The organism is Pseudomonas violetae (assembly GCF_023072615.1).
GTDB lineage: Bacteria > Pseudomonadota > Gammaproteobacteria > Pseudomonadales > Pseudomonadaceae > Aquipseudomonas > Aquipseudomonas violetae.
The window spans coordinates 1-2,834 of the sequence record NZ_JAKNRW010000080.1 but is presented as its reverse complement, the minus strand read 5'-3'; the positions used below and the strand labels follow the sequence as shown (position 1 = coordinate 2,834).

The 2,834-nt window shown below is 62.4% G+C and carries 3 protein-coding genes; all 3 read left to right on the top strand.

The features are described 5' to 3' along the window. A partial coding sequence (locus L9059_RS30460; RefSeq protein ID WP_247296695.1) for a phytase occupies window positions 1-1,408 on the top strand: 1,408 nt, incomplete at its 5' end. A 91-nt stretch (window positions 1,409-1,499) separates the two neighbouring features. Then, complete coding sequence (gene tolQ, locus L9059_RS30455) at window positions 1,500-2,210, top strand: protein TolQ (protein WP_247296673.1); 711 nt, start codon at window positions 1,500-1,502, stop codon at window positions 2,208-2,210. A 13-nt stretch (window positions 2,211-2,223) separates the two neighbouring features. Then, entirely contained in the window at window positions 2,224-2,670 is a 447-nt protein-coding gene (gene tolR, locus L9059_RS30450) for a protein TolR (RefSeq protein WP_247296669.1), read from the top strand. Window positions 2,671-2,834 lie beyond the last annotated feature (164 nt).

The window sequence follows — 2,834 nt, the reverse complement described above, 5'->3', positions numbered from 1 at the left end:
GCAACGGGTGCGCGGCCTGCCGCTGCCACCTTCGGCGACGGACTGCCGCGTCGACGATGGCGCCCATCAGTTGGTGGTCAATGAGGAGAACGTCGGCTGGTGGGCCTATCCGGCACATCCCGAAGCCGAGGTGACGCGCAGCCCCATTGCCCTGCGCGAGCCCTTCGGCGAGATCAAACACAACGCGGGTGCCATGGCGCTGATCCCCGCAGGCGTGGTTGCACTTGACCCGCAAGCCGCGCAATTGCACCTGTATCAGCAACAGGGCGAGCGCTGGATGGCCAAGGCCAGCCTGGCGTTGCCCGGAGTGAAGAAGCCGGAAAACCTCGACGTGCGCACGACGGCCAAGGGGCTTGAGGTATTACTACGCGACGATGACGATGGACGTCTGTATCTGGGTGAGCTTGATTGGCAAGCGACACCTGCCGAACGGCCCCCGGTGCTGCCAACCGTACCAGCCCACAGCCAGACCGAACCGGTGGGACGGCAGGGTGACGCCGCCGACGATCCGGCGATCTGGATTCATCCGCAGCGAGCGAGCTTGAGTCGGGTGCTCGGCACCAATAAAAAACAGGGCCTGCTGGCGTACGACCTACAGGGCAAATTGCTCCAGGAGCTGCCGGTCGGGCGTCTGAACAACGTCGATGTGCGGCCCAACTTCAAGTTGGGTCAGCAGAACGTGGACCTCGCCGTGGCCAGCAATCGTGATCACAACAGCCTCAGCCTGTTCAGCATCGATCGCCAGAGCGGCGAGCTGCGCGAAGCCGGTGAGATTGCCACGCCGCTCAAGGAAATCTACGGCATCTGCCTGTTCCAGCCAGCCAGCGGTGAGCTGTATGCCATTGCCAACGGCAAGGACGGCACCTTCCTGCAGTACCACTTGAGTGCGCCGAACGGCGCGGTCCAGGGTGAGCTGGTCCGTCAGTTCAAGGTCGACAGTCAGCCCGAAGGCTGCGTTGCTGATGATCAGCGGCAACGGCTGTTTCTCGGCGAAGAGGATGTTGGAGTGTGGGCGGTGGATGCCCGGGCGGATCAGCCGGCGACCCTCAGCAGCGTGATCAAGGTTGGCCCGCAATTGCACGCCGATGTGGAAGGGCTGGCGCTGTATCAAAGCGCGAACGGTGACTATCTGGTGATCTCAAGCCAAGGCAACGACAGCTACCTGGTGCTCGATGCACAGCCGCCATTCGCTGCCCGTGGCGCCTTTCGTGTCGGTTTGAATGCCGCACTCGGTATCGACGGTGCTTCGGAAACCGATGGCCTGGAGGTCACCTCCGTCAACCTCGGCGGGGCCTGGAGCAAGGGCATGTTGGTGGTGCAGGACGGCCGCAAACGCATGCCCGAGCAAACCCAGAACTTCAAGTTCGTGCCCTGGGCCGAGGTCACCAAGGCCCTCAAGCTGCCCTGATCCGTCATCACCCTGTCACCTGACTTTCATCGAATAGCTCAAAGGCCGTCGCGCATCGACGGCCCGCGAGCCCCGGACAAGGAGTTTTATCATGCAGGCCACACTCGAACACATGACGATTTGGGGGCTGATCAGCGACGCGAGTCTGCTGGTCAAGGCGGTTATGCTTATCCTGCTGCTGGCATCGCTGCTCAGCTGGTACCTGATCATCCTGCGCAGCAGCGTGCTCAAGCGGCGCGAACGGCGGCTCAACGGTTTCATGCAACGCTTTCGCCGCACGCCGGATCTGTTGGCGTTGTATCGTGAGACCGCGAAAAACACTGACAGCGAAGCCGGAGTCGAGCCCATTTTCCAAGCGGGCTTGCAGGAGTTCAACCACCTCAACCAACACTCGGGCAATGCCGCAGATGTTGTCCTCGAAGGCGTGGAACGGGCGCTGTATGTCGCCATCAGCGAGCAGGAAGTGCGCCTTGAAAAAGGCCTGCAGTTCCTGGCCACGGTCGGCTCGGTCAGCCCCTACATCGGCCTGTTTGGCACCGTGTGGGGCATCATGAATTCCTTCCTCGGGTTGTCGCAGGTGCAGCAGGCAACCTTGTCGACCGTGGCTCCGGGCATCGCCGAAGCGCTGATTGCCACGGCCATCGGCCTGTTTGCGGCGATACCCGCGGTGATCGCCTATAACCGCTTTTCCTCTCGCAGCCAGACCTTGCTGACGCGCTACTACGCCTTCGGCAATGAACTGCAAGTGCGCCTGCACCGCAAGCTGCATGGCGCGCCGATCAACCTGGCCGCTGCCGCCTGAAAGGAGAGTGACGATGTTGGTCAGACCGCAACGCAAACACGGCCCCAAGGCCGAGATGAACGTGGTGCCGTACATCGACGTGATGCTGGTGCTGCTGGTGATCTTCATGGTCACAGCACCCATGCTCACTCAAGGGGTAAAAATAGAACTGCCCAAGGTCGCCAGCGAAGCACTGGTCAATGACAGCCGCCAGCAGATTCTGACCCTCTCGGTGAAAGCCGAGGGCGGCTACTACTGGAATCTTGGCGGTGAGCTCGACACCCGTAACCAGACGGATAGTGCCGTCACCCTTCAAGACATGCAGGCCAAGGTGGCGCAAGTGGTAGCCGAGCGGCGAGACACCCAGGTCTACATTCGCGCTGACAAGGACGCCGGGTACGGCAGCGTGGTGGCGGCCATGGCGGCTCTGCAACAAGGCGGGGTCAGTAATTTGGGGCTAGTGACAGAGGTCCCGCAATGACGGCGATGACCTTGCACAGTCCATACCTGGCCGCTGCGACCGTCGACCGCAGCGGGATGTGGCGCAATGGCCTGGCAGCGAGCCTCGCCGTCGGGTTGCACGTGATCGTGCTGGCGTTACTGGTGCGCGGCTGGGTCCTCGAGAGCCCGCCGGTCGAGCAGCCG

Excerpts from the sequence above, each read along its gene's own strand:
- tolQ (WP_247296673.1), top strand. The coding sequence starts at position 1,500 with ATGCAGGCCACACTCGAACACATGACGATTTGGGGGCTGATCAGCGAC.
- tolR (WP_247296669.1), top strand. The coding sequence starts at position 2,224 with ATGTTGGTCAGACCGCAACGCAAACACGGCCCCAAGGCCGAGATGAAC.